Source organism: Pseudomonas versuta (assembly GCF_001294575.1).
Taxonomy (GTDB): Bacteria; Pseudomonadota; Gammaproteobacteria; order Pseudomonadales; family Pseudomonadaceae; genus Aquipseudomonas; species Aquipseudomonas versuta.
The window spans coordinates 393,516-420,209 of the sequence record NZ_CP012676.1 but is presented as its reverse complement, the minus strand read 5'-3'; the positions used below and the strand labels follow the sequence as shown (position 1 = coordinate 420,209).

26 protein-coding genes are annotated in these 26,694 nt (G+C 57.3%); 16 read left to right on the top strand and 10 right to left on the bottom strand.

The features are described from left to right. Positions 1-57: 57 nt before the first annotated feature. The 4 genes from AOC04_RS01950 to dinG form a co-directional block, all read right to left on the bottom strand. On the bottom strand, positions 58-1,203 hold the full coding sequence (locus tag AOC04_RS01950; protein WP_060690916.1) for a serine hydrolase domain-containing protein: 1,146 nt from the start codon (positions 1,201-1,203) through the stop codon (positions 58-60). 257 nt (positions 1,204-1,460) lie between these two features. Further along, the gene (locus AOC04_RS01945; protein ID WP_060690915.1) at positions 1,461-2,606 is read right to left on the bottom strand and encodes a serine hydrolase domain-containing protein; all 1,146 of its coding nucleotides are present in this window, start codon (positions 2,604-2,606) and stop codon (positions 1,461-1,463) included. A 111-nt stretch (positions 2,607-2,717) separates the two neighbouring features. Beyond that, positions 2,718-5,069 (bottom strand): beta-galactosidase, encoded by a 2,352-nt coding sequence (locus AOC04_RS01940; protein ID WP_060696845.1) that lies wholly within the window; start codon positions 5,067-5,069, stop codon positions 2,718-2,720. Positions 5,070-5,163: 94 nt separating this feature from the next. Then, the gene (dinG, locus tag AOC04_RS01935; protein WP_060690914.1) at positions 5,164-7,308 is read right to left on the bottom strand and encodes an ATP-dependent DNA helicase DinG; all 2,145 of its coding nucleotides are present in this window, start codon (positions 7,306-7,308) and stop codon (positions 5,164-5,166) included. A 98-nt stretch (positions 7,309-7,406) separates the two neighbouring features. Between dinG and AOC04_RS01930 the strand changes: the two genes are divergently transcribed. Then, positions 7,407-7,871: a CopD family protein gene (locus AOC04_RS01930; RefSeq protein ID WP_060690913.1), complete on the top strand. Its 465-nt coding sequence runs from the start codon at positions 7,407-7,409 to the stop codon at positions 7,869-7,871. Between the two features lie 51 nt (positions 7,872-7,922). Here the strand turns inward: AOC04_RS01930 and AOC04_RS01925 are convergent, their stop codons facing one another. From AOC04_RS01925 to AOC04_RS01915, 3 genes are all read right to left on the bottom strand, one after another. Continuing rightward, on the bottom strand, positions 7,923-8,681 hold the full coding sequence (locus tag AOC04_RS01925) for a hypothetical protein (protein WP_060690912.1): 759 nt from the start codon (positions 8,679-8,681) through the stop codon (positions 7,923-7,925). Beyond that, entirely contained in the window at positions 8,674-8,952 is a 279-nt protein-coding gene (locus AOC04_RS01920; RefSeq protein ID WP_060690911.1) for a DUF1145 domain-containing protein, read from the bottom strand. Before AOC04_RS01920 ends, AOC04_RS01925 begins: the two co-directional genes overlap by 8 nt. A 180-nt stretch (positions 8,953-9,132) precedes the next feature. Continuing rightward, positions 9,133-9,825 carry a PA1041 family peptidoglycan-binding anchor lipoprotein gene (locus AOC04_RS01915; RefSeq protein ID WP_060690910.1) on the bottom strand — a complete coding sequence of 231 codons (693 nt, stop codon included), beginning with the start codon at positions 9,823-9,825 and terminating at the stop codon, positions 9,133-9,135. A 155-nt stretch (positions 9,826-9,980) separates the two neighbouring features. Here AOC04_RS01915 and AOC04_RS01910 point away from each other — a divergent pair, with 155 nt between their 5' ends. The 11 genes from AOC04_RS01910 (at position 9,981) to AOC04_RS01860 (ending at position 19,664) form a co-directional block, all read left to right on the top strand. Further along, entirely contained in the window at positions 9,981-10,478 is a 498-nt protein-coding gene (locus AOC04_RS01910; RefSeq protein ID WP_060690909.1) for a DUF6231 family protein, read from the top strand. A 4-nt stretch (positions 10,479-10,482) separates the two neighbouring features. Beyond that, positions 10,483-10,959 carry a YchJ family protein gene (locus tag AOC04_RS01905; protein WP_060690908.1) on the top strand — a complete coding sequence of 159 codons (477 nt, stop codon included), beginning with the start codon at positions 10,483-10,485 and terminating at the stop codon, positions 10,957-10,959. Positions 10,960-10,980: 21 nt separating this feature from the next. Further along, positions 10,981-11,463: an LEA/WHy family protein gene (locus AOC04_RS01900; protein WP_060690907.1), complete on the top strand. Its 483-nt coding sequence runs from the start codon at positions 10,981-10,983 to the stop codon at positions 11,461-11,463. Positions 11,464-11,470: 7 nt separating this feature from the next. Further along, positions 11,471-11,680: an SEC-C metal-binding domain-containing protein gene (locus tag AOC04_RS23245; protein ID WP_073508898.1), complete on the top strand. Its 210-nt coding sequence runs from the start codon at positions 11,471-11,473 to the stop codon at positions 11,678-11,680. A 181-nt stretch (positions 11,681-11,861) separates the two neighbouring features. Continuing rightward, the gene (locus tag AOC04_RS01890) at positions 11,862-12,503 is read left to right on the top strand and encodes a glutathione binding-like protein (RefSeq protein ID WP_060690905.1); all 642 of its coding nucleotides are present in this window, start codon (positions 11,862-11,864) and stop codon (positions 12,501-12,503) included. A gap of 208 nt (positions 12,504-12,711) precedes the next feature. Beyond that, positions 12,712-15,174 (top strand): penicillin acylase family protein, encoded by a 2,463-nt coding sequence (locus AOC04_RS01885; RefSeq protein ID WP_060690904.1) that lies wholly within the window; start codon positions 12,712-12,714, stop codon positions 15,172-15,174. Between the two features lie 312 nt (positions 15,175-15,486). After that, complete coding sequence (locus tag AOC04_RS01880; RefSeq protein ID WP_060690903.1) at positions 15,487-16,269, top strand: transporter substrate-binding domain-containing protein; 783 nt, start codon at positions 15,487-15,489, stop codon at positions 16,267-16,269. Positions 16,270-16,325: 56 nt separating this feature from the next. Then, positions 16,326-17,054 (top strand): ABC transporter permease, encoded by a 729-nt coding sequence (locus AOC04_RS01875; RefSeq protein ID WP_060690902.1) that lies wholly within the window; start codon positions 16,326-16,328, stop codon positions 17,052-17,054. Next, positions 17,051-17,761 (top strand): ABC transporter permease, encoded by a 711-nt coding sequence (locus AOC04_RS01870; RefSeq protein ID WP_060690901.1) that lies wholly within the window; start codon positions 17,051-17,053, stop codon positions 17,759-17,761. Before AOC04_RS01875 ends, AOC04_RS01870 begins: the two co-directional genes overlap by 4 nt. Before the next feature lie 9 nt (positions 17,762-17,770). Beyond that, positions 17,771-18,892 (top strand): succinylglutamate desuccinylase/aspartoacylase family protein, encoded by a 1,122-nt coding sequence (locus tag AOC04_RS01865; protein ID WP_060690900.1) that lies wholly within the window; start codon positions 17,771-17,773, stop codon positions 18,890-18,892. A gap of 7 nt (positions 18,893-18,899) precedes the next feature. Continuing rightward, positions 18,900-19,664 carry an ABC transporter ATP-binding protein gene (locus tag AOC04_RS01860; RefSeq protein WP_060690899.1) on the top strand — a complete coding sequence of 255 codons (765 nt, stop codon included), beginning with the start codon at positions 18,900-18,902 and terminating at the stop codon, positions 19,662-19,664. A gap of 156 nt (positions 19,665-19,820) precedes the next feature. On the opposite strand, the gene AOC04_RS01855 is transcribed toward AOC04_RS01860, so the two are convergent. Then, on the bottom strand, positions 19,821-20,021 hold the full coding sequence (locus tag AOC04_RS01855) for a hypothetical protein (RefSeq protein WP_060690898.1): 201 nt from the start codon (positions 20,019-20,021) through the stop codon (positions 19,821-19,823). A gap of 94 nt (positions 20,022-20,115) precedes the next feature. Next, complete coding sequence (dcd, locus tag AOC04_RS01850) at positions 20,116-20,682, bottom strand: dCTP deaminase (protein WP_003443164.1); 567 nt, start codon at positions 20,680-20,682, stop codon at positions 20,116-20,118. Between the two features lie 353 nt (positions 20,683-21,035). Between dcd and AOC04_RS01845 the strand changes: the two genes are divergently transcribed. Next, the gene (locus tag AOC04_RS01845) at positions 21,036-21,245 is read left to right on the top strand and encodes a cold-shock protein (protein ID WP_002554837.1); all 210 of its coding nucleotides are present in this window, start codon (positions 21,036-21,038) and stop codon (positions 21,243-21,245) included. 210 nt (positions 21,246-21,455) lie between these two features. On the opposite strand, the gene apbC is transcribed toward AOC04_RS01845, so the two are convergent. Beyond that, a complete protein-coding gene (gene apbC, locus AOC04_RS01840) occupies positions 21,456-22,550 on the bottom strand; it encodes an iron-sulfur cluster carrier protein ApbC (RefSeq protein WP_060690897.1) in 1,095 nt (364 codons plus the stop codon). A 147-nt stretch (positions 22,551-22,697) separates the two neighbouring features. On the opposite strand from apbC, the gene metG reads away from it, so the two are divergent. The 3 genes from metG (at position 22,698) to nth (ending at position 26,605) form a co-directional block, all read left to right on the top strand. Then, entirely contained in the window at positions 22,698-24,749 is a 2,052-nt protein-coding gene (metG, locus tag AOC04_RS01835) for a methionine--tRNA ligase (protein ID WP_060690896.1), read from the top strand. A gap of 176 nt (positions 24,750-24,925) precedes the next feature. Further along, positions 24,926-25,915, top strand: coding sequence for an electron transport complex subunit RsxB (rsxB, locus tag AOC04_RS01830; protein ID WP_060690895.1), 990 nt, complete (start codon positions 24,926-24,928; stop codon positions 25,913-25,915). 51 nt (positions 25,916-25,966) lie between these two features. Beyond that, positions 25,967-26,605 (top strand): endonuclease III, encoded by a 639-nt coding sequence (gene nth, locus AOC04_RS01825; protein WP_060690894.1) that lies wholly within the window; start codon positions 25,967-25,969, stop codon positions 26,603-26,605. Positions 26,606-26,694: the final 89 nt, after the last annotated feature.

Genomic DNA, 26,694 nt, shown 5'->3' with positions numbered 1-26,694 from the left:
AACGTATTGAACGCATAAAAGCTACAGGGTTCCGACCTACGGCCTACTAAAACCCAGTCATAGACACTGCGCCAAGACTTTCACCAGCTTTTGCGCCCGAGGATCCATCAATACATAAGGTCCCAGTGTATTGGTAACAAATCCAAAAGCCACATCCCTATCCGGGTCGGCAAAACCTATCGACCCGCCCGCTCCGGGATGACCAAACGCCTTGGGCCCCAGGCCATAGGTCGCGTTGGCCACATCCGGCTGATCCAACATGCAGCCCAGCCCAAAGCGGGTTTGGGTCAACAAGGTTTTATCCGGCCCAACACTGTGCTCGCGGGTCAGTTGCTCGAGCATTTCGGCTTCGAGCAAACTGCCATCCAGCAAACCGCTGTAGAAACCCGCCAGACTCCTGGCATTGCCGTGGCCATTGGCTGCTGGCTGCTCCATCCGGCGCCACTCCGGTTTATTGGTACTGGTCATGATAGACGGTGGGTTGGTGAATGCCCGAGTGCTGATTGAAGCGGGTTCGTTCATCATCGCTTTCAACAGACGCTGCGCTGCCGCATCGCCCATCGTGCCCTTGCTGCGAGCGATATGGGCCACTCGATAAAACTCTTCATCCGCCAGCCCGACATGAAAATCCAGCCCCAAAGGCCTGGCGGTACGCGCCATTATCGATTGGCCCGCACTGCGCCCGTCGGCCCGGCGAATCAACTCGCCCACCAACCAGCCATAAGTGATTGCGGCGTAACCGTGCCCTTCGCCAGGCGTCCACCACGGGGCTTCAGCAGCAAGTGCATCCGCCATGGTCTGCCATTCATACAAGGCAGCCGCCGGCATTGACTCACGCAAAGCTGGCAAGCCGGCACGATGGCTCAACAACTGACGTAATGTGATCGACTCTTTGCCCGCAGCAGCGAACTCCGGCCAGTACCGGGCTACCGGCACATCAAGCTCCAGCTTGCCTTCCTCCACCAGTTGCAATGCAGTCACGGCAGTGAAGGTTTTGGTACAGGAAAACAGATTGGCGATGGTGTCGGTGTGCCAGGGCTGCTCGCCATCCTTGTCAGCCGTTCCGGCCCACAGGTCGAGCACGGTTTCACCACCGATCTGGATACACAGTGCCGCACCGCGCTCTTGCGGATCACTGAACAGATCGGCAAAAGCCTCACGCACGGTTTCGAACTTAAGGTCGTGAAAACCCTGAATCTGCACCCCTACCTCCTGGATCAAGCATGGCTCTACAAGGCATGCATTGTTCCAGTCCCTGTGAGATTTTGAAACAGAGCAAACCGCTACGAACGCACAATTTTTGTGCATTACGCAGTCGGCGCAGAAGGTATCAGCCCGAGAGTGGATTTTTCGTGAAATTCCTCGAGATCTACGGCAGCACGTTTGCTCGCGATAACAGGCTGCACCCGAGCGGATAACCGCGCCGACTGCTACGCGAACAAACCTGATGCTGCAGCGATTTAAAGCGCTGCGTAGGCCAAAGTGGCCAGTTTTCGCGCCCGCGGATCCATCAATACATGACTGCCCATCGTATTGGTGACAAAGCCAAAGGTGACATCACTGTCCGGATCGGCAAAGCTGACCGGGCCGCCCAGGCCCACGTGGCCGAAGGCATTGGGCCCCATGCAGTACGAGGCGCTCGGGTCATCCGGGTGTTCCATCATGCAGCCCAGCCCGTAACGCATGGGTCGCAACAACGTGCGATCCACGCGCTTGCTTTGCTCACGATAAAACTCCTTGAGCAACTCCGGGCCGATCAGACGTCCGCCCAACAGAGCGCTGTAGAACCCGGCCAGACCATGGGCGGTACTGTGGCTGTTCAGGCCGGGATGGCGAAGGGCCCACCAGCGCGGGTCCGAGGTAAATCGTGGACCAAAAGGAGGGTTAGTGAACGTCAATGCAGCCACGTGCTCGGGTTCAGAAAGGATGATATTACGCAGGTCTTGAGCGAACTGATCACCCACACGGCCCTGGGCGTGACTGAAGTAAGCAATACGATAAAAATCTTCCACAGCAACCCCCATATGCACATCGAGACCGTTAGGCCTGGAAATGCGCTCGGCGATAAAAGTGGTTGGATCGCGACCATCAACCCGACGAATCACCTCGCCGACAATCCAGCCGAAGGTCCAGGCGCCATAGCCCAAATCTGACCCTGGCTCCCACCAGAGTGGCTCGGCAGCCATAACTCCAATCATCGCCTCCCAGTCATACATAATGTCGCTATGATCAGGCAGGCGCAGTCCTGAAACCCCTGCGGTGTGACATAACACTTGGCGCAACGTGACTCGATCTTTGGAACTCTGGGCAAATTCGGGCCAGTACCGGGCAATCGGTGCATCCAGCTCCAGCTTGCCCTCCTCGACCAACATCAAGGCGGCGACAGCAGCAAAGGGCTTGATGCTGCAATAGGAGTTGACCAACGTGTCGTGATTCCAGGGCTTGCGGCCCTCCAAATCCGCCACGCCGGCCCAAAGGTCGACAACGGTTTCGCCAGCGACCTGCACACAGACTCCGCCGCCACGCTCTTGCGGATCATCAAAGATTTCTTCAAAGGCACGCTGAACGGCTTCGAACCCACTCACACACTTCCCTTTCGCATCCATTTCGAAGTCTCCATCCAGTTGAGTGGAAGACCTTAGTTTTCAAATGGAAATATGAAAGGTGCTCAAACCCGAGAGCGACGAAATACATCGCCACTGATCGGAGTTACATAATTAGTGGCCTTTACCCGAATGACCGCCTGCATGACCCGGGCCAGAGCCTCCGGCACTCCCTTCCTGAGGAGCATGCACCGGAGCCCTGGTGGCTTGATCTGCATCAACCTGCGCCTTGGCGGCTTCTTGGCCGAGCTGATCGAGGGCCTGTAGGTTGGTCTTGCGAACGCTGTCGACAAAGCCGGTAAACGGCAGGTCGGTGATACCGATCATGCCGAAGTGTCCATTCTCGCCATCAAGCAGGCGGCCGGTCACAGGCTGATCCAGGTACTGAAACCAGTGCACGCCGACAATCGAAGGCTCAGCTACTGCCTGCTTGAGAAACCTGGCGTAGGCCGGCCCGCGAGCTTCTTCGTTGGCCACCTCGGTCATGCCCCCCCAGAACGGACCACGGTCGCGGGAGCCAAAGTTGAACTCAGTGATCATCACCGGCTTGTCCAGTTCGCGCAGTTTGGCGAAGTCATAACCGTCCTGCGGCTGCAAGGTGTAGAAGTTGAAACTCAGCACGTCGCAGTACCTGGCGCACGCAGCGACTGCTTCGGGCGTGCTCACGGCAAAGCGTCCGCCCAACAACAAGTGGTTGGGTGCATGCCACTTCAGCGAATCGGAAATGGTCTTGAAATAGGTATCGGCGAAGACTTTTTGGAAGTACTGATAGTCCGCTTCAATTTCCGGATGTTCGGCGTTGGGCAGCGGCGCCTCGAAACCCGGGTCTTCCATTAACTCCCACGCCGGGATCTCGACACCCCAGGCTTTGGACAGGCCTTGCTGGTTACGGTACTTGTCGCGCAACTGCTTGAGGAATGCGCGCTTGGCCGGCACGTCAGTGGTCAGGCGCAAGGTGCCCAGGGCCAGTGCATAGCGCGATGCAGGATCATTACCGGGGCCGGCCCAGGCCAGTTCGTTGTCAGCAAAATAGCCGATCAGCCATGGGTCATCCCGGTGGTCACGGGCAGCAATGGCCACGGCACGCTCGGTGGCCATGGCAAAGCGCGGATCAAACGGATCAGGCATGCCGCCCCACCAGTCGGCACCGGTGCTGATGCTGGCATAGTCACCGACAATCGACAGCGGCAAGGTATAAGGCACGCGATCGTTGAGCCCCAGTTGCGGGTCGCTCCAGTTGCCAATGGTGTTAAAGCCCCAGGCTTGCAGGCGATCCAGGGCGTGCTCCTGCCAGCGCTTGGCATCAATGACTTCTGGCGCACACGGCATAACAGGATCAGCACCGGGAACTGTTTTGCCGCCAACGCAGGGCTCACCATAAATCCGTTGCAGGTTGGCGCCATAGAAGTTGTACCAGCGCCCTACGTTGTAACCTCGCCCCTGCGCGGAGCCATTACCGTTGTTACTGTTCGATGAACCGTAATAACCGGCCAGAGGAGCGCCTTGCTCAGGCAGATCGGTGAACATCCACTCACGCCCGGCAACGTAGGTCTGGCTGTCGTTGGCCGTCACGGCATTGAGCCCCAACGAATAAAACGGATGACCTTCAGGCGTCACCAGGTTCCAGCGACCATTGCGTTTTTCGGTATAAAAAAAGCCGGTTGCCTTGAACCCTGGACCTTTCAGCGAACCACCAAATTTGTCCTGATCCGCCCGCTTGGCCAGCCAGCCCTTGAGAAGCTGCTGTTCTTTGGCTGCGGCGCCCTTGAGCTGTTCGTCATTGGCTACCCGCTCCGGCCATTTGGCCCGGGTCGACTGGCCGTAACCATCCACGATCGAGCCGTACACCGTTTTGATCACCCCGGCGCCGTCCTGCACACCAAAGCGCTCGAGCAAAATGCTTTGCGCGGCGTTCGGTTGCGGGATCGATAAGGTAACCGATACCACCTGGCTGCGATCAATTTCACCCTGGGTGGTAGCCAGCAAGATACGTTGCCCGTCGACCGTCATTGGCATCGGCGGCCCCGCACGCATCCCCTGAGTGTGCGGCGAGTTCGCCTGCAACGGCAGCAACAGGGTCTGCGCCGGCCCGGCAGGCAAGTCGACCCGGCTGGTGAGGGTCTTGCCGTTATTGCTTTGCACGGTCACATCAAGGGTAAGCGCCCAGTTCATCGCATTCTGGATACGCAGGGTCATCATCCCCGACTGTGACCAGTCCCACGCCCCGGCTTGCGGGGTTAAACGCAGGCTTGGTACCGCAGCGGGGTTAAAGGTCACGCGCCGCAATACTTCGCCTTCCGCCGTTTGCTCCGCGTTGTATTGCGGCAAGCTCGCATCCACGGTCACCACTTGCACCACATCGGCAGGGCGAACGAAGTTGAACAAGGTTTGTTGACCGGCAGGTGCCGCCAATAGCGGGGTTGTGACCAGCAACGCAAGAACAGCAGACAAGGAACGGCGAATCATATGGATCAGGTTCTCCCAAACGGCCGAAAACAAGCCTGTGAGGTGTTGAAGAAACAGCATAGACAGCAAAGCCGGCGAAGACGCCGACTTGTGCTTAAGAAATCTCGCGACGAAAAGGTGGCAAGGCATTGAGGATCGCCTTGCCATAGCGCTGGGTGACCAGCCGCCGGTCGAGCAATGTAATAGTGCCGCGATCCTGCTCGGTGCGTAGCAGGCGCCCGCAGGCCTGAACCAGCTTGAGTGAAGCGTCCGGCACCGAGATCTCCATGAATGGATTGCCACCCCGTGCTTCGATCCACTCGGCCAGGGCTGCTTCGACGGGGTCATCAGGTACCGAGAACGGGATTTTGGCGATCACCACGTGCTCGCAATAGGCGCCGGGCAAATCCACCCCCTCGGCGAAGCTGGCCAGGCCGAACAGTACGCTCGAGTCCCCACCATCTACCCGCGCCTTGTGCTTGTTGAGGGTTTCCTGTTTGGACAGGTTGCCCTGGATAAACACTTGCTTGCGCCAGTCGCGCTCCAGGCCGTCAAACACGTCCTGCATTTGCTTGCGCGAGGAAAACAGCACCAGCGTACCCCGCGAACCTTCTACCAGACCGGGCAGATCACGAATGATCGCGGCGGTATGGGCCACCGCATCCCGCGGATCGGCCTTAAGGTCCGGCACCCGCAAGACACCGGCATCGGCGTGATGGAACGGACTCGGCACCACCGCCGTGACGGCGGCCTTGGGCAATCCGGCGCGCATGCGGAAGCGGTCGAAGGTACCCAGCGCAGTCAGGGTGGCCGACGTCACCAGAGCGCCGTAAGCCACGTTCCACAAGTTGCGACGGAGCATTTCGGCCGCAAGGATGGGGCTGGCATTGACCTCGATATCAAACAGCGAACCACTTTCAGCCAGGGTCATCCAGCGCGCCATGGGCGGGCTGTCCTGGGGGTCTTCGGTGGTAAAGGCCGTCCAAAGCTCCCAGTTGCCCTGGGCACGGGACAGCAGGCTGCCGAACAGCGGGTACCATTCTTCGGCCTGATTGCTGGTGATGCCAATATTGACCTCGCCGTCCATGCCGTCCTTGAGGATTTCCGTCAGGCGGGTGAACAGGTCGGTCAGACGCGAAAAACCTTTCTTCAGCTCGATCCCCATTTCACGCATGTGATCGGGGATCAAGCCGCCGATAAAGCGATGGCGCGGGCGCTCACGCCCCTCTGGCTCTTCGCCTACCTTGAAGTCGGCGATTTGTTCACAGGCGGTGAACATGAACTGCTGCTGGGCCTTGATCTCTTTCGCCAGCTCCGGCACCTGCTCCAGCAAACGCCCCAGGTCTCCCGGCAGCGGATGCTGGGCCAGCAGCTTGGTGAGGTTTTTGGCTGTTTGCTCAAGCCAGTCGGCAGTTGAGCGCAAGCGGGTGTAGTGGGCGAAATGGCCAATGGCCTTGTCCGGCAAGTGGTGCCCTTCGTCGAACACGTACAGCGTGTCACGCGGGTCAGGCAGCACTGCACCGCCCCCCAGCGCCAGATCTGCAAGCACCATGTCATGGTTGGTGACAATCACATCCACCTTGCTCATGCCTTCGCGGGCCTTGTAAAAGGCGCACTGGCCGAAATTCGGGCAATGACGATTGGTGCACTGGCTGTGGTCGGTGGTCAGGCGCGCCCAGTCCTGATCTTCCAGAGCCTGGGGCCAGCTGTCGCGATCACCGTCCCATTTATTACCGGCAAGCTTCTCGATCATGCTGGTGAACAGTTTCTGACTGGCCTCATCGACTTCAATCTTGAAGCCTTCTTCCTCGAACAGCTGCGCTGTCGCGGTTTGCGCGTGGCCTTCTTGCAGCAGCATGTCGAGTTTGGACAGACACATGTAGCGCCCGCGCCCCTTGGCCAGCGCAAAGCTGAAGTTCAGCCCGCTGTTACGCATGAGGTCGGGGAGGTCCTTGTAGACGATCTGCTCTTGCAGCGCGACGGTGGCCGTGGCGATGACCAGGCGTTTACCGGCGGCCTTGGCCGTAGGAATGGCCGCCAGGCTATAGGCGACAGTCTTGCCGGTACCGGTACCGGCCTCAACAGCGACCACAGCCGGATCGCCACTGCGGTGGCCTTCTTCATCAGTGTCGATATCGCCCAGCACTTTGGCCACTTCGGCGATCATCAAACGTTGGCCGTAGCGCGGCTTGAGGCTCTTGGCTTCGAGAAAACGCGAGTAAGCGCCCTGGATCTGGGATTTTAGTTCGTTACTAATCATGGTTCTTCGGGCGCGAGAAACGCTGGATAAATTTTCAGTGGTTCGAATGGCCGCTATCATACCCCGCTAATTCATCCTGCGCCGAACGGAGTACCCCAATGACCGCCTTTAGCCTCGCCTACAGCCTGCATTTACTGGCCGCCCTGACCTGGGTAGGAGGTATGTTTTTTGCCTGGATGATCCTGCGCCCGGCAGCTGTGACGGCCCTTGAAGGCCCGGCCCGGTTAAAACTGTGGGTAGAAGTGTTTCAACGGTTTTTTGTCTGGGTGTGGGTGGCCGTGGTGATTTTGCCGATAAGCGGTGTAGGCCTGTTGCAGTTGCGCTTTAGCGGTTTCGAAACGGCCCCGCGTTATGTACAGATCATGATGGGCTTGTACATTGTAATGGTGGCCTTGTTTATCCGGGTCCAGTCGCTGCAACTGCCAGAGTTGCGCAAGGCGGTGCTGGATGAACAGTGGGCGGCAGGCGCGGCAGTGATGGGCCGGATCCGGCGCCTGGTGGGATGTAATTTGATTGTGGGGCTGGTCGTGGTGGGGATTGCAGCAGCGCGCCCCATGTTTTGAAGGGTGGCCAGCCGTGCCCGGTTCAGCGGATCCCGGGGCACGGCAATAAGGTTACAAACGCTGAATCGTCACCTGGCCGGCGCTCCCAGCCTCTCCCGGTTGCCCGGCAATTCCGGCACGACCGGATTTACCGCCATCAGTGCGGTACACAAAGCAGCCTTTGGATTTACCGCCTGCCCCCGCACGTCCGGCTTCCCCTGGCTTGCCCCCGGCTCCGCCATCAACCCGCACGCTGATCAGTTCGCCAGGATAACTAGCGGGCAACTCAAGACGCACATTCGCACCGGCTGCACCGGCCTGGCCATTCCCGCCGTTGTCGCCATTGGCTCCGGCACCCGCAGCCCCCCAGGTACAACCCGGCGCCTCGCCATTACCGCCGTCGAGCCCGGCAAAACCCGGTGCACCCGTGCCGCCACGGGCATCAATGACTAATTGCGGCGCTTGCAGCGATTCGATACGTACATTCAAATCACGTGCCGGCCGCGCAGGCTTCTCGAAAGTGCCCGGGGCTCCACGCGCATTGATTTGACTGCCTTCGTCGAGTTTAGCCTGGGCCACCCGCAGTTCAATGCCGCCCTCGGCCGGTACCAGGGTGATGCGTGCCTCGCGGCCCAAATGCAACTGGTCGATGTTGACCCGGGTAACGCCGGCCGGAATCAGCAGCGTGCCGTAGTCAGCCACTTCAAGTCTTTCCAGTTGCAGGACACTGGCGTTAGCCGGCAGGCGCATCATGGAATTGGCTTCAACCATCACCACGTCAGCATGGGCAAAAGGGCTGCACAAAGTGGCCAGCAGGCAAATCTTACGCATGGCTGTCGTCTCGTTTGGAAGAATTGCGAAGGGTTTGCACGTGAAGTATTCCAACCACAAGGATGTAAAGGCGATCACGCCAGGCATGCGGGCGATCGCGCAGGCTGCTGTTGAACAACAGCAACTCAAGAACATGGGTCAGCAGCAACAGACTGCCAGCCAGATTAATCAATAAATCGAACGGGTTGATCAGCGGTTTAAAAATGTTGATCAACGCAACGGCCCAAAACAACAACGTCAGAACTTTCCCCAGCCCCCAAAGCACCTTCATACCACTGACCTTTTGTGTTTTTCTTTGAGCGCACATTAACGGCTCGCAGGAGGCAGACGCCAGTGAACTTTGCAAAAAAAATACGTCGCAGGTTTGATCTGTCTGATTAAACCTGCAACTCCTGCGAACGCTTGAAATTGCGCTCTGGCCCGAGGTTTTCGCCAAAGCGCACGAGCGACTTTAACGAATGATCTGAATCTCGGTACGGCGGTTCAAGGCTCGTCCTTCCGGGGTTTGATTACTGGCCACCGGATTCGATTCGCCACCACCGGCTACGGATACAAACTGATTGCGCGGCACACCACTGCTGATCAGGTATTCGACCACCGATTTCGCCCGTTCTTTGGACAGCTTGAGGTTGTAGGCATCGTTACCGACGCTGTCGGTATAGCCTGTGACTTTAAGCTGAGCATTGGCGGCGTCCTTTTTCAGGCGCGCCGCAATCACATTGAGTTTTTCCTTGTCAGCGGCGGTCAGCCTGGCCGAGTTGAACTCGAAGTGCACATCGCGCACCACGATGGTTTCTTCCTTGACCACTACCACCTCTTCAACCACCACTACCGCGACTATCGGGCAGCCTACGGCATCGACCTTCACCCCTTTTGGCGTGTCCGGGCACTTGTCGCGGCTATCAGGAACGCCATCGCCGTCGGCGTCGCCATCACCATGCACCCAGCAATAGGCCGCGGCCATACCGGCACCGAATACCGCGCCACCTCCCGCCCAGGCCGTGCTGTTTATTGCACCAAGCGCCGCTCCGCCCACGCCCCCGACAGCTGCACAGGTAGGCCAGTCGGTTTTTTGCAAGCCGGCGCAGCCCGTCAATACACTGGTGAGAACAATCAAAGGTACTGCTGTCCTGATGATGCTCATACGGGATCTCTCCTGGGGGTCGGCGTAGGGCCGATGCCCCGAAAGTAAAGACCCCGCCGGGGTTATACGCCAGCAAAGCCACTGCACGGGCAAGTGCCCACTAGGCCCCGGGGCTTCAGCGCGCTAGTCTTGGGGGCTCTGATTGAGGACTTTCGATGACGTCTGGTATTTCTACACGTACACCCCAGCAAGCACTGGCGGCGCTGCTTGAGCGTTATGCGCCACAACGCCTGCTCGTGGTCGGCGCCAGCCAGTTTCCGGCGCTGGCAGCGTTTCAGGAGACGCATCCCGAAGTTGTTGTCGCCCACGCAGCCCCCGGCGCTTTACCGGCAGAGTTGGCCGCACAGCGCTTTGACCTGGCGCTGGTGATCGACTGCCTGGAGCATATGCCCAAGCGCCACGGGCTGGAGCTACTGGGCGGGATTCGCAATCTCAACGCCAGCCGCATTGCGGTATTGGCGGATCTGAGCGCCTGTAACTGGAAAGACACCGATTTCTTTGCGCTGGCCTTGCAAAGCAGTGAGCGTTTTCAGCGCGATGAACAGGTGTTGACCCTGTTCACTTACGACTTGCGCGAGTACAAACAAGTACCCGACTGGCTGAATGCCAGGTTCTGGGCCAATCCGGAAAATTTTGGCAAGTATTGGTGGTAAGCCGATGAGTACATCCATTTGCCCATGTGGCAGCGGCAATTTGCTCGACGCCTGCTGCGGGCACTATCACGCCGGGCATCCGGCCCCAAGCGCCGAAACCCTGATGCGTTCGCGTTATAGCGCCTATGTCCTGGGGTTGATTGATTATCTGGTCACTACCACGCTGCCAGTGCAGCAGGCCGGCCTTGATCGTCAGTCCATCGGCGACTGGAGCGCACAAAGCACCTGGCTCGGACTTGAGGTTGAAAGCAGCGAAGTATTCGGCGGCCAGCCCGAACATGCCTTTGTCACCTTTACCGCACGCTGGCACGATGCCAATGGCGAGCACAGCCATCGCGAGCGGTCATCTTTTGTACAAAGTGCTGGACGCTGGTACTTCATTGATCCCACAGTGCCACTGAAGGTCGGGCGCAACGATGCCTGCCCATGCGCCAGCGGGCTCAAGTTCAAAAAGTGCTGCGCCAGTTACCTGGGTAGCTAAAGCGACAAAGGGGAATAAGGAATGGATTCTCGGGCCCGAATAACAACTATTGCCCTGATGATGATTCTGGCGCTTACAGGTTGCGCATCCTGGTTTGATTCAGGCGAAAAAGACCCGGACGTGCACTTGGTGCGTGTAGAGCTGGTCAAGGCCAAAATGCTCGAGCAACGTTTCAAGTTGTACTTGCGGGTCGACAATCCGAATGACTCGACCCTGACTGTGCGCGCTTTGAGCTACAAAATTCACTTGGGCACGATCCAGCTGACTGAAGGTCAGTACGACCAGTGGTTCAGCGTCCAGCCAAACAGCCAGACCGTGTTCGTGGTGCCGGTGCGGACTAACCTGTGGCCACAAGTGCGCCCACTGGTCAAATTGCTTGAATCTCCTGCCGTCCCCATCCCCTATCAGCTGGATGGCACTCTCGAAACCGGCCTGTTCTACGGTAACGACGTGCACCTGATACGCAAAGGCGAGATAATCCCTGCCGATTTTATTCCAGAGTGATTGAGTAATGACCCAACAACCCCATGTTCATGGCCCCGACTGCAACCACGATCACGATCATCATGATCACGCCCATGACGACCACGGTCACGTGCATGGCCCGCATTGCGGCCATGCCCCCCAGGAGCCGGTGCGTAACGAACTCAAAGACGTTGGCCGCAACGACCCTTGCCCATGTGGCAGCAGCAAAAAATTCAAGAAGTGCCACGGCGCCTGATACTTAAAAGCGCCCTGCACACGCCGCACCTGCCCTGGGCATGTGCGGCGTGTGTGTTTGTGGCCCTCAAAAAATCCACCTGCCCCGGCAAACACTTTCATCCGGAGCGCCATTGAGGGTAAAACTGACAGTTCGCAGTGAACTGCTGCGACTGCGTGAACATCCCCTTCTGGAGCCCTTCATGATCGATCTGTATTACTGGACCACCCCCAACGGCCACAAAATATCGTTGTTTCTTGAAGAGGCGGGCCTGCCCTACACCGTGCATCCGGTGAATATCGGCAAGAACGAACAATTCGAACCTGCCTTTCTGAAGATATCCCCCAACAATCGGATTCCGGCCATCGTCGATCAGGCTCCCGGGGACGGCGGCGATCCCCTGTCGCTGTTTGAGTCCGGCGCGATCCTGCTGTATCTCGCAGAAAAAACCGGCCGGTTCCTGCCCAAAGATTTGCGCGGCCGGCAAATGGCTCTGCAATGGCTGTTCTGGCAAATGGGCGGGCTGGGGCCAATGGCCGGGCAAAACCATCACTTCAATCGTTTCGCGCCCGAAAAAGTCCCCTATGCGATCAAGCGCTACACCGATGAAACAGCCCGCCTGTATGGCGTGTTGAACAAACAGCTGGAGGGTCGTCAGTTTGTTGCCGGGGACGACTACAGCATCGCCGACATGGCCATCTATCCGTGGATCGTGCCCCATGAATTCCAGGGCCAGAACCTGGATGACTTCCCGGCATTGAAGGCCTGGTTCCAGCGTATCAAGGCACGCCCGGCCACCGGACGCGCTTATGCACTGGTGGATAAGATCAATCCACCGAAGTAAGCAGCCGCCAGGGTTTTGTAGCCGCTGCCACAGGCTGCGACGGGGCACGAAACGGCCCTGAGCATTTGCAGGTCACGCGGCCCGTATCGCAGCCTTCACCCGCCGCTCCAGCGTTCTCTACAGCGCCGTGAGATAGCGCTTGCGCGGCGTCATCGGCCTCACTAACGTAGCGCCTTTCGATGACACTACCCCCCGCAGGAGCTTTGCCATGGCCTCGCCAGTCCTTACACATTTTCTACCCCGGTTCGGCGTTGCCGCGGCAGTGGTCAGCCTGTTGGGCCTGACGGGTTGCCAGATAAACAACCATGCCTCAGAAAGCCTGGTACCGACCTCCGGTGTACAGCCCCTTAAAGGCCTGGCGCAGAATGTATCTGTACGTCGCAACAGCCAGGGCATGCCACTGATCGAAAGCAGCAGCTTTCATGACGCCCTGTTTACCCTCGGTTACGTGCACGCCAGCGACCGTATCAGCCAGATGGTCCGTTTACGCTTGCTGGCCCAAGGCCGGCTGGCGGAGTTGAACGGTGCCGATGCGCTGGAAAGCGACAGGTTGATGCGCAGCGTCAATCTGAAAAAAAATGCTGACGAACTTTATAAAAGCGCATCCCCGCGCCTTAAAAAATTCTTTGAAGTCTATGCCCGCGGGGTCAACGCCTATCTGTTCCGTTACCGCGACAAGCTCCCGGCCGACCTGGCGCAAGCCAGCTATAAAGTCGAATACTGGAAACCTGAAGATTCAGCGCTGATTTTCAGCCTGTTGAACTTCTCCATGTCGGTCAATTTGCAAGAGGAGCTCAACTCGCTGGTACTGGCGCAAAAGGTCGGCACCGACAAGCTCCCGTGGTTGACGCCAACCTACCCCAATGAAGCCCTGGCCACAGCCGAGGCAGACAAACTCAAGGGGCTGATCCCCGGGAGCACGCTGCCAGGGTTAAGCGATGTGAGCCTTGCCCTTGAGCAAGTCACCCGTTTGAGCTTGCCCGGGGTCACGGCCTCGAGCGACTGGGCGATTGGTCCACAGCGCAGCCGTAGTGGCAAAAGCCTGCTGGCCAACGACATGCATCAACCCATAGGCGTGCCTTCGGCGTGGAGTTATGTGCAAATCCGCGCCCCTAAATATCAGGCCGCCGGTGCATCCATTGCCGGCTTGCCAACCCTGTTCTCCGGGTTCAACGGCAAGGTGGCATGGGGCATGAGCATGGCCATGGGGGATAACCAGGATGTGTTTCTGGAGAAACTCAAACGTCAGGGCAACAGCCTGTACTACCTGGCTGATGGAAAATGGCTACCCGCAACGGTGCGCAACGAAACCTTTTTCGTCAAAGGTCAGCGTCCGATTCGTCAAACCATTTACGAAACACGCCACGGGCCGCTGCTCAACAGTTCCTGGAGCACTCAGACTGATTTAAACGCCAGCCTTGGCCTTGCCCTGCAAACCCCGGACTTGAAGGGCGATAAAACTCTTGATGCATTTTTCGATCTGTCCCGCGCCCAGGACAGCGAGAAAGCCTCTGACGCCAGCCGCGAGATCAGGGCCGTAGCGCTGAATCTGTTGTACGCGGACGCCAAGCACTTCGGCTGGCAAGTGACCGGGCTGTACCCCAACCGCCGTGAAGGTCTTGGTCTGTTCCCCTCCCCGGGCTGGGAAGGCCGCTACGACTGGGACGGTTACGCCGATCCGATGCTGCACCCCTATGACCAGGACCCGGCACAAGGCTGGCTGGGCACGGCCAACCAGCGTACGGCTGCCTATGGCTATGGCATGCAGCTGTCCAATTCGTGGTTATCCCCTGAGCGCAGCGAACGCCTTGCGCAATTGGCTGGCACTGGCAAGCAGGATGCTCGCAGCATGATCGCGATGCAGTACGACCAAACCACCTTGTTCGCCGCCAAATTAAAAGCCATGTTTGCCGCCCCCGGCATGGCGCAGCCGTTGAAGCAGGCGATCGCAGCCTTGCCCGCGGCTGACCAGGCCAAGGCACGCGAGGCCCTTGGCCGGCTTATGACGTTTGACGGCAAACTTGTCCCGGCCTCAGCGGATGCGGCGTTGTACGAGCTGTTTTTGCAAGAAAGCACCAAGCAAATCTTCCTTGATGAACTGGGACCAGAAAGCAGTGCCAGCTGGAAGGCTTTTATTGCCAACGGCGGATTGTCGTATTCGGCCCAGGCCGATCACCTGCTTGGGCGCGAGGACAGCCCGTTCTGGGACGATATTCGCACTCCGCACAAAGAAGACAAGCCTACGATTCTGGCCCGCAGCCTGGCGGCAGCCATCAGTGCCGGCGACAGCTTGATGGGCAGCGATCACAAGGCCTGGCAATGGGGCAAACTGCATTATTACCTGTGGCGTAATGCCGATGGCCAGACAGTGCGCGGCCCGGTGGCAGCAGGCGGCGACCAGAGCACGCTGAACATTGCGGCTTACAACGTTGGCGGCAACAACTTCGAGACAACGCTGATCCCGGCCATGCGCATGATCGTCGACTTCGGTCAGATCGAACCGATGATGGGGCAAAACAGCACGGGCCAATCCAGCAACCCGTCCAGCCAGCACTACACCGACGGCATCGATCCGTGGCTCAAGGGCCAGTACATCAGCTTCCCGATGCAACCGCAGAACTTCGACAAGGTGTATGGCAATACGCGCCTGACCCTGGTCCCCGGCAAATAGAACGCTGCCATCGGTAACCGGGTTAACGCCATCGCCGGCAAACCGGCTCCCACAGACTGAGTGCCAACCGCACACTCCGTTTCTGTGGGAGCAAGCCAGCAAACGCCCACAGACCAGCCATGCACTCTTTGTGTGCAGCTGTTTTATGGCGCTCTTTTTTCGGGCATAGACACTCGTTGCCCAGACCTCTTTCTCCCTTTAATCCATTCCCTGTCCCACTGTGGTTCGGAACTTGCTACTTCTCTGCCGACGTAGCACTCCAGTAGCAGTCATCACGCGCCACAAGCGCTCATCGGTTTTAGGGATTGAATAATGAAAAAAGCATTTCTGGCCCTCTCTGCACTGACTTTATGCATGGCAGCAGGTACCGCTTTGGCCAAAGACTATAAAGAGCTGCGTTTCGGGGTTGATCCGTCCTATGCACCGTTTGAATCCAAGGCCGCCGATGGCAGCCTGGTGGGCTTCGATATCGATTTGGGCAATGCCATCTGCGCCGAGCTGAAAGCAAAATGCACGTGGGTCGAGAGCGATTTCGACGGCACCATTCCGGGGCTTAAAGCCAACAAATTCGACGGTGTGATCTCTTCCATGACCGTAACCCCGGCTCGCGAAAAGGTCATCGACTTCTCTGACGAGCTGTTCTCCGGCCCCACCGCGCTGGTGTTCAAAAAGGGCACTGGCCTGGACGCCACGCCTGAATCGCTCAAGGGCAAAAAGGTCGGCTATGAGCAAGGCACTATCCAGGAGGCATACGCCAAGGCAGTACTGGACAAGGCCGGGGTGACCACCCAGGCCTATGCCAACCAGGATCAGGTGTATGCCGACCTGATTTCAGGCCGCCTCGACGCCTCGATCCAGGACATGCTGCAAGCCGAACTGGGCTTTTTGAAAACCCCGCAAGGCGCGGAATACGAAGTCAGCAAACCCGTAGACAGCGAACTGTTACCTGCCAAAACCGCAATAGGCATCAAGAAAGGTAACAAAGAGCTACAAGCTCTATTGAATAAAGGTATCAAAGCGTTACACGACGATGGCACCTACGCCACGATCCAGAAAAAACACTTTGGCGATTTGAATCTGTACAGCGGCAAATAATGCTCTGGCGCCAACCCTCGGGTGGGCGCTTTTTTGACTGCCATAGGTTCGATCCGATGCTTGAAAACCTTTTACAGAACCTTGGGCTTCCGGCTTTCAGCTTGCAGGGCTTTGGCCCGCTGTTGCTGCAAGGCACATGGATGACCCTCAAATTATCGGTGCTGTCGCTGGCAGTGAGCGTGTTGCTCGGCTTGCTCGGCGCCAGCGCCAAACTCTCCAGTCATAAACTGCTGCGCATACCTGCCCAGCTCTACACCACCCTGATTCGCGGCGTACCCGACCTGGTGCTGATGCTGCTGATTTTTTACAGCCTGCAAACCTGGCTCACCAACCTTACCGATGCAATGGACTGGGAATACGTCGAAATCAACCCGTTCAGCGCAGGCGTCATTACCCTGGGCTTTATCTATGGGGCCTATTTCACAGAAACCTTTCGTGGAGCCATCCTGTCCGTCCCCCGCGGCCAGGTCGAGGCAGCCACCGCATATGGCCTCAAGCGCGGCCAGCGGTTCCGTTATGTGGTCTTCCCGCAGATGATGCGCTTCGCCCTGCCGGGTATAGGCAACAACTGGATGGTGATGCTCAAGGCCACAGCGCTGGTGTCGATCATTGGTCTGGCCGATCTGGTCAAGGCGGCTCAGGATGCGGGCAAAAGCACTTACCAGCTGTTTTTCTTTCTGGTCGTCGCAGCGTTTATTTATCTGGCGATAACCAGCGCCTCGAACTTCGTTTTACGCCGCCTTGAACGCCACTATGGCGCAGGCGCCCGGGAGGCAGTGCGATGATGGAGCTATTGCAAGAGTACTGGCGACCGTTTCTGTACAGCGACGGCTATCACATCACTGGCCTGGCAATGACATTGTGGCTATTGAGTGCATCGCTGGTGATTGGCTTTGTGGTCTCGATCCCGCTGTCCATTGCACGGGTTTCATCCCGAGGCTGGGTACGCTGGCCGGTGCAGTTCTACACCTGGCTGTTTCGCGGTACGCCCCTGTATATCCAGTTACTGATCTGCTACACCGGGATCTACAGCATCGCGGCAGTCCGCGCACAGCCCGAGCTCAATGCGTTCTTTCGCGACGCCATGAATTGCACGATTCTGGCGTTTGCGCTCAATACCTGTGCCTACACCACGGAAATTTTTGCCGGGGCCATTCGCAGCATGGCCCATGGTGAGGTTGAAGCGGCCAAGGCCTATGGGCTAAGCGGCTGGAAACTCTACGCTTACATCATCATGCCTTCAGCCTTGCGTCGCTCATTGCCGTATTACAGCAATGAGGTGATTCTGATGCTGCACTCGACCACTGTTGCCTTCACCGCAACTATCCCGGATGTATTGAAAGTCGCTCGGGACGCAAACTCGGCGACTTTTCTGACATTTCAGTCTTTCGGGATCGCGGCAATCATCTACTTGTGCGTCACCTTCATTCTGGTCGGCCTGTTCCGGCTGGCGGAACGCCGCTGGTTAGCCTTTCTGGGCCCTGCACACTAGGATTTTCACATGCAACGACATCAAATCCATCCCTTGCTGGCACCCGTGCCGGGCACCGAGCGGCATATTCACAGCTTTCACTACGGCCCCTCGAAGCCACAGGGCAAGGTCTACATCCAAGCCTCGCTGCATGCCGACGAGCTGCCCGGCATGCTGGTTGCCTGGCACCTCAAGCAGCGCCTGGCGGCCCTGGAAAGCGAAGGCCGGTTGCGCAGCGAAATTGTGCTGGTGCCAGTGGCCAATCCCGCGGGGCTGGAGCAAGTATTAATGGACATCCCGCTGGGCCGGTATGAACTGGAAAGCGGGCAAAATTTCAATCGCCACTTCATCGATCTCAGTGCACAAATCGGTGATGAGCTCGAGGGTTTGTTAAACCACGATCCCTTGCATAACCGACAACTGATCCGTGGCCACTTGCGCGAAGCGCTGGCGGCACAAGTGCCGACAACGCAACTGCAGTCGCAACGCCTGGCCCTCCAGTCTCTGGCCTGCGACGCGGATATGGTGCTGGACCTGCATTGTGACTTTGAGGCCGTGGCGCACCTGTACACCACACCAGAGGCCTGGCCGCAGGTAGAACCGCTGGCGCGCTATCTCGGGGCACAAGCCAGCCTGCTGGCCACAGATTCAGGCGGGTTGTCATTTGATGAGTGCTTTACGCTGCTGTGGTGGCAATTACAACAACGCTTTGCACATGACTTCGCCATTCCACAGGGCAGTTTTTCCGTCACTGTAGAATTGCGCGGCCAGGGTGATGTCAGCCATGCGCTCGCCGAGCAGGACTGCCAGGCACTGATTGATTATCTGATCGGGTTTGGCGCGATTGAGGGCGAGCCCGGGCCTCTTCCCCCTCTGCCCTACCCCGCAACTCCGCTGGCCGGCGTGGAACCCGTTGCGACGCCTGCAGGAGGAGTCCTGGTGTTTTGTGCAAACCCCGGAGATTACCTGCAGGCTGGCCAGCTGATTGCCGAAGTCATTGACCCTGTCAGCGACCGTGTGACCCCGGTTTACTGCACCGCAGCAGGCTTGCTCTACGCCCGCTCACTGCGGCGAATGGCAACTGCCGGCATGGTGATCGCCCATGTAGCCGGGCAGCATGCCTATCGTAGCGGCTATCTTCTTTCCCCTTGAGGTCAGCATGTACAAACTTACCGTCGAAGGCCTGCATAAAAGCTATGGCGACAACAAAGTCCTCAGAGGCGTGTCACTCAAGGCTAAAACCGGGGATGTTATCTGCCTGATCGGTGCCAGTGGCTCAGGGAAGAGCACCTTCTTGCGCTGCATCAATTTTCTAGAGACACCCAACGATGGCGCCATGACCCTTGATGGCCAGCTGATTCGCATGGTCAGTGACAAACACGGCATGCGGGTGGCCAGCGAGGACGAGTTGCAGCGCTTGCGCACCCGTTTGGCCATGGTGTTTCAGCACTTCAACCTGTGGAGTCACCTGACAGTGCTGGACAACATCACCCTGGCACCGCGTCGTGTACTGGGGGTCAGTAAAAAAGAGGCTGAAGAGAGTGCTCGGCGCTACCTGGACAAGGTCGGCCTGCCTGCCCGGGTTGCCAGTCAATACCCGGCATTTCTGTCCGGCGGCCAGCAACAGCGGGTGGCTATTGCCCGGGCACTGGCAATGGAACCGGAAGTCATGCTGTTCGACGAACCCACCTCGGCGCTGGACCCCGAACTGGTTGGCGAAGTGTTACGGGTAATTCAAGGCCTGGCCGAAGAAGGCCGCACCATGATCATGGTGACCCACGAGATGAACTTCGCCCGCAACGTGGCAAGCCAGGTGATGTTCTTGCATCAAGGCCTGGTAGAGGAACAGGGCACGCCACTGGAGGTACTGGATAATCCAAAAAGCGAGCGCTTGCGCCAATTCCTTAGCGGCAATCTGAAATAGGCCATCCCTTTGTGACACCTGCGTCCTGACAGACACGCACTTTGAGTGCGTACGCTCACCTGGCCATTGCATGACAAAGGGATACCGCAAGAGAGGTCCATATGGGACCGCTCCGTACGCCTGTATGTCTGAATACAGGCCCGATGCGGCCTGTGATCAGGCCACAGGAGCGGGTGGTGGCTCATCCGGAATAGTGGGTACACCAGGCTCGTTAGGGAGCGGGGTATCTTGGTCAGGCTGGCCGGGAATGCCACCTGCATGCACCTGGGGCTGAGCGAGCAGCGACCAGGCCAGCACGCCCACCTGATTAGGCTCAAGACTGGCCAGTTGGGCGCGGATACTCGGATCGATCTTCATAGGGCAACTCCTGAGCGATGATCCGGCTCGCTGGGTGCGTAACCGGAAATACACTCAATAGAGTGTCAATTCGCTCAGGAATTCCCTCAGTTCGTCAGGTGCGAGGCAAGGTTACGCCGCGCTGCCCTTGATACTTGCCGCCACGGTCCTTGTAAGACACTTCACACTCTTCATCTGACTCGAAGAACAGCATCTGCGCCACACCTTCATTGGCGTAGATTTTGGCAGGCAATGTTGTGGTGTTGGAGAACTCCAGCGTGACGTGGCCTTCCCACTCGGGCTCGAGCGGCGTCACGTTAACGATGATCCCGCAACGTGCGTAGGTGCTTTTACCCAGGCAGATGGTCAGCACGTTGCGCGGAATACGGAAATATTCAACCGTACGGGCAAGAGCAAAGGAGTTGGGCGGGATGATGCACACATCGCTGGTGACATCGACAAAGCTGCCTTCATCGAAGTTCTTGGGATCAACGGTGGCCGAGTTGATGTTGGTGAACACCTTGAATTCATTCGCGCAACGAACGTCGTAGCCATAGCTCGACACACCGTAGGAAATCAGGCGGTTTTCGCCTTCACCACGCACCTGACGCTCGACGAAAGGTTCGATCATGCCGTGTTCTTGCGCCATGCGGCGAATCCACTTGTCTGGTTTGATGCTCATGGCGGGTGTCCTGAATAGCGAGGTAGAAAAATTCTGTCGGGCATCTTACCGCCCCCCAAGGTCCGGTTCAAAAGGCTGGGGCAAAAATAACGAAAATAGCTGCACAACCCCTGAATACGGGCTGTCAGGACAACCGTCAGTCACGTTTTTAAAGAAACCTTCGCAAAGACCCTTTGCACGTTCGGCAAAAAGGGTTAAGGTGGCGCCACTGTGCTGCTTGTGTCACTGAGAATCTCTACACGATATGTTGAATTTCGATCCAACCATCTCCAAGAATTTTTCCTGCTCTTTGCACTCAGTCTCGGCCAGGGCTTTTCCTGCGTCGCAGTTTTCTTTGTTCAAGGAGTTACACCATGTCTAATCGCCAAACTGGTACCGTTAAGTGGTTCAACGATGAAAAAGGCTTCGGCTTCATCACTCCACAATCCGGTGACGACCTGTTTGTTCACTTCAAAGCAATCCAATCCGACGGCTTCAAAAGCCTGAAAGAAGGCCAACAGGTTTCTTTCATCGCTACCCGCGGTCAGAAAGGCATGCAAGCTGAGGAAGTTCAAGTTATCTAACTTGTACTGATCCAGTAAAAACCCCGCCCTTAAAAGCGGGGTTTTTTATGCCCGCAATAAAAGCCCCAGCAACCCCCTGCACCGTCTGGCTTGCCAGCGATACAGGCGATGCGGTTCGACTTCAGACCATGTAGATGTAATCGCTGGCGAGCCAGCTCCCACAGTTACTCAGCGTTTCAGCCAAACTGCATCCCCTGCTGCGGCTAACCGTCAGTCGTCGCTGCTGGTGATCGTAGGCATGGCCTGCGAAGCAGCCTCAGACAAGACTATCCGCGCACCCACATGCCGGGCCAACTCCTGATAGATCAACGCAACAGGGCTATCCGGATCTGCAATCACGGTTGGTTTGCCATTGTCGGCTTGCTCACGAATGGCCATCGACAGTGGTAGTGACGCCAGTACTTCTACGCCGTATTCAGTGGCCAGCTTCTCACCACCACCTTCGCCGAACAAATGCTCAACATGGCCGCAGTTCGAGCAAATGTGCACCGCCATGTTTTCCACAACGCCCAATACCGGAATGTTCACCTTGCGGAACATCTCGACACCTTTACGTGCATCCAGCAATGCCAGATCCTGCGGAGTGGTCACAATCACCGAACCGGTCACCGGGACTTTTTGTGCCAGAGTCAGCTGAATATCGCCCGTGCCAGGCGGCATATCGATGACTAGGTAATCCAGGTCATTCCATGCAGTCTGCGTAACCAGCTGCAGCAATGCGCCGGATACCATTGGACCGCGCCATACCATTGGCGTGTTGTCGTCGGTCAGAAACGCCATCGACATGACTTCAACACCGTGGGCCTCAATCGGCACAAACCACTTCTGATCGCGAATTTTCGGACGAGTACCTTCAGCAATGCCAAACATCACGCCCTGACTCGGGCCATAGATATCCGCATCAAGAATACCGACCCGCGCACCTTCACGCGCCAGCGCCAGCGCCAGGTTGGCGGCTGTAGTCGACTTGCCGACACCACCCTTCCCGGAAGCAACCGCGACGATGTTTTTCACATTGGCCAGGCCAGGGATTTGCGCCTGGGCCTTGTGCGCAGCAATCACACAACTGACATCCACCTTGGCCGAAGACACCCCGTCCATATTGCTGATAGCCATTTGCAGCATTTGCGCCCAGCCGCTCTTGAACAGACCGGCGGCATAACCCAGCTCTAGCTGAACACTCACGTGCTCACCCTGAACTTCAATGTTTCGTACGCATCCGGCAGTGACCGGATCCTGATTCAAATAAGGGTCGGTGTATTGGCGAAGGACAGCCTCCACCGCTGCGCGATTGACTGCGCTCATGGGCAACTCCCGAAAAGACTGAATAAAACAGCACGCTATCGTACCTACAAAAACACTGTTAACGATCAGATACACGCCGACGGGGTGAAATAAATTGCCCGGCGCTTTATAGTGGCCGACCACCGTCTCATCAAGTAGCCGAGCCCCATGTCCGAGCCACGCAAGATCCTCGTCACCAGCGCCCTGCCCTATGCCAATGGTTCAATTCACCTTGGCCATATGCTTGAGTACATCCAGACCGATATGTGGGTGCGCTTCCAGAAGCATCGCGGCAACCAATGCACTTACGTCTGCGCAGATGACGCCCACGGCTCGGCAATCATGTTGCGTGCCGAGAAAGAAGGCATCACGCCAGAACAACTTATCGCCAACGTCCAGGCTGAACACAGCGCCGACTTTGCCGAGTTCCTCGTCGATTTCGATAATTTCCATTCGACCCACTCCGAAGAGAACCGCGAGCTGTCGAGTGCGATTTACATCAAGTTGCGCGAAGCAGGCCATATCGCCACCCGTTCTATCACCCAGTATTTCGACCCGGAAAAGAAAATGTTCCTGGCCGACCGCTTCATCAAGGGCACTTGCCCTAAATGCGGCACGGATGATCAGTACGGCGATAACTGCGAAAAATGTGGTGCGACTTATGCGCCAACCGACCTGAAGAATCCCAAGTCCGCAATTTCGGGGGCTACCCCGGTACTCAAGGATTCGCAGCACTTCTTCTTTAAACTGCCAGACTTCGACGCCATGCTTAAAAGCTGGACCCGAAGCGGCGCACTGCAAGATGCAGTTGCTAACAAAATCGCCGAATGGCTGGATGCCGGATTGCAGCAGTGGGATATTTCCCGCGACGCACCGTACTTCGGATTCGAAATTCCGGACGAACCTGGCAAGTATTTCTATGTGTGGCTGGATGCGCCAATCGGCTACATGGCCAGCTTCAAGAACCTTTGCGCACGCCGTCCGGAACTGGACTTCGACGCGTACTGGGCCAAGGACTCCACCACCGAGCTGTATCACTTCATCGGCAAGGACATCGTCAACTTCCACGCCCTGTTCTGGCCAGCCATGCTCGAAGGCGCAGGCTATCGCAAACCAACAGCGATCAACGTTCACGGCTACTTGACCGTCAACGGTCAAAAGATGTCCAAGTCCCGCGGCACCTTCATCAAGGCTCGCACCTACCTTGATCACCTGTCACCTGAATACCTGCGCTACTACTATGCATCCAAGCTGGGCCGTGGCGTCGACGACCTTGATCTGAACCTGGAAGACTTCGTACAGAAGGTCAACTCGGATCTGGTCGGCAAAGTCGTGAACATTGCCAGCCGTTGCGCCGGCTTCATTCACAAAGGTAACGCCGGTGTAATGGTCGAGGGCAATGCTGCTCCCGAGCTGACCGATGCGTTCCTGGCTGCTGCACCGAGCATTGCCGAGGCTTATGAAGCCCGCGACTTCGCTCGCGCCATGCGTGAAATCATGGGCCTGGCCGATAGGGCCAATGCCTGGATTGCAGAAAAAGCGCCGTGGGCAATGGCCAAACAGGAAGGCAAGCAGGACGAAGTTCAAGCTGTTTGCGCATTGGGCATCAACCTGTTCCGTCAATTGGTGATCTTCCTCAAGCCGGTTCTGCCAGTACTTGCAGCTGACGCCGAAGCCTTCTTGAACGTTGCACCTCTGACCTGGGCAGATCACAGCACCTTGCTTGCCAATCATCAGTTGAATGCATTCAAACCGCTGATGACGCGCATCGACCCGGTAAAAGTACAAGCCATGAGCGATGCCTCAAAAGAAGACCTGGTGGCCAGCCAGACTGATACCGGTGACGCAGCCCTTCAAGGCAACGGTGAGCTGGTAAAAGAACCGTTGGCAGCCGAAATTGAATTCGATGCCTTTGCTGCCGTGGATCTGCGAGTTGCTCTGATTCTCAAGGCCGAAGCCGTTGAAGGCGCAGATAAACTGCTGCGCCTGACACTGGACATCGGTGATGAGCAACGCAATGTGTTCTCCGGAATCAAAAGCGCTTATCCGAACCCGGCTGAACTTGAAGGTCGCCTGACCATGATGATTGCCAACCTGAAACCACGAAAAATGCGCTTCGGAATCTCTGAAGGCATGGTGATGGCTGCGGGTCCTGGCGGTGAAGAAATTTACCTGCTGAGCCCGGACAGCGGCGCCAAGCCAGGTCAGCGCATCAAGTAACACACCTCCCCCATCCACTAACGGCCAACTAGCCGTTAGTGGATATTGATCTGTAGCCGCCCTCCTTGTCTTCTCGGATAATCAGCGCCGCTCATATAACCGCCTCACACCTATTATTCACTGCGCATGATGAGTGTCGCCCGGGTGCGGCCCGTCGTCGCTGGACTGATAACACCATGAGCCTGACTCAATGTATTGACGCATTATTGCCACAAACCCAATGCGGAAAATGCGGCCATCCCGGCTGTAAACCCTATGCGCAAGGCATTGCCCAGGGCGAGGCCATCAATAAATGTCCGCCCGGCGGGACCGAAACCATAGCCGCACTGGCAGACTTGCTTGGTATTGCTGTAGTGGCGCTCGACACCGGGCGTGGTACAGCCCCAGCCCAAGTAGCCTACATTCGCGAAGCTGAGTGCATCGGCTGCACAAAGTGCATCCAGGCCTGCCCCGTCGACGCGATCCTCGGCGCAGCCAAGCTGATGCACACTGTCATCATTGATGAATGCACCGGTTGCGACCTCTGTGTGGCACCCTGCCCCGTCGACTGCATCGAGATGCGTCCACTGCCCACCAATATAATCCCGATTGTTGGCGGACTTGCCCGCGAAGCTGAGCAATACAAGGCTCGCCATCTGAAGCGCGAGCATGCACGTAGCCGCTATGAACGGCGCGCCGAACGCCTGCGCCGTGAGGAGCAACACAAACAGGCAGAACGCCTGGCACGCGCCCAACGCCCACCTGCAGTCGACCCCCCCCGTCAACTCAAAGGGCAAACAAACGCCCCCTCCAGTTTCGACGAGATGGCGTTGAAAAAAGCCAAAGTCACACTGGCAATGGCACGCGCCCAGTTAAACAAATCGCTTAAAGCCTTTGGTCATCCTCCAACGGCACAGCAGCAATCGCAGTTGGTCATTCTTCAACAACAGTTTGAAGCAGCTGAACAGGCACTCGCCCAAATGGAACCGGGCCCTGATTCCTCTGCCAGCGCGCCTGTTATAAATAACGCAGAGCTTAAACGTGCAAAAATTCAGCTCGCCATGCGCCGGGCTGAACTTAAAAAAGCCATCACCCAAGAACAACAAGGTGCACAACTGGCGCTTTTAAATGACGCGGTTTCACAGGCCGAATTGGCAGTCAGTACCTTGGAAGAACCCAAAGCCTGATAAATTTTAGCCCTGAGATAACGGATCGCCCTCCAGGAATTGTTTTTACCCATGAACGCCGCAAAGCGCCTTGAAATATTTCGCCGGTTTCACGAAGACAATCCCGAGCCCAAAACCGAACTGGCCTACACATCACCCTTCGAATTATTGATTGCCGTGATTTTGTCAGCGCAAGCCACTGATGTGAGCGTGAACAAGGCAATGGCCAGGTTGTTCCCGGTCGCGAATACGCCAGAAGCCATCTACGCTCTGGGAGTGGAAGGGCTTTCGCAGTACATCAAGACCATTGGCCTGTATAACAGCAAGGCCAAGAACGTGATCGAAACCTGTCGCTTGCTGATTGAACGGCATGCCGGTCAGGTGCCACAAACCCGAGAAGAGCTTGAAGCCCTTCCAGGGGTAGGTCGTAAAACCGCAAACGTTGTGCTCAACACCGCCTTCAGACAGCTGACCATGGCCGTAGATACCCATATATTCAGGGTCAGTAACCGAACCGGCATTGCACCAGGCAAAAATGTGGTCGAGGTCGAAAAGCAATTAATGAAATTCGTGCCCAAGCCTTACCTGCTGGATGCCCATCACTGGCTCATCCTGCATGGTCGTTACGTTTGCCAGGCGCGCAAGCCGCGCTGCGGGAGCTGCCGCATAGAAGACCTGTGCGAATTCAAGGAAAAGACCTCTGACGATTGAGCGATAGAGCGTTTATGTACTGATCGATTGAGAAAATCTTTTTTACCCGCGCAGCGATTATCGCTATAAGGGGCGCCATTGAACGTCTT